This is a genomic window from Micromonospora sp. KC721, assembly GCF_004348355.1.
In the GTDB taxonomy this organism is placed as follows: Bacteria; Actinomycetota; Actinomycetes; order Mycobacteriales; family Micromonosporaceae; genus Micromonospora.
Genome location: NZ_SMJY01000438.1, coordinates 1 through 322, shown reverse-complemented (window position 1 = coordinate 322; position 322 = coordinate 1). Strand labels below are relative to the sequence as shown.

Sequence of the window (322 nt, the reverse complement as noted above, 5' to 3'; positions counted from 1 at the left end):
CCGCCGCGAAGTCCTCCAACCCCGCTCGCACCCGAACCAGATCCCGCTCATCCACGCACCGCAGCCAAACACCGCCACGACGCCCGTACAAGCGACACGCCACACCGACCTAACAAAGCACTACTAGGGCGTGTGTCGAAGTCGGTCACAGCCACTCGTTGATGGCCGCGAGGTGGATCGTGGCCTCGTACCGGGCGGCCAGCTTGTCGAAGCGCGTGGCCACGGCCCGGTTGCGTTTGAGTCGGTTGATGCCGCACTCGACGGCGTGACGTTGCTGGTAGATGTGCGGGTCGAAGGCTGGCGGGCGTCCGCCCTTGGATCC

The 322-nt window shown here is 66.1% G+C and carries 1 pseudogene; it reads right to left on the bottom strand.

The annotated features are described in order from the left end of the window. Nucleotides 1-145: 145 nt before the first annotated feature. A pseudogene (locus E1182_RS30800) lies at nucleotides 146-322 on the bottom strand (IS5/IS1182 family transposase); the annotation flags it as partial.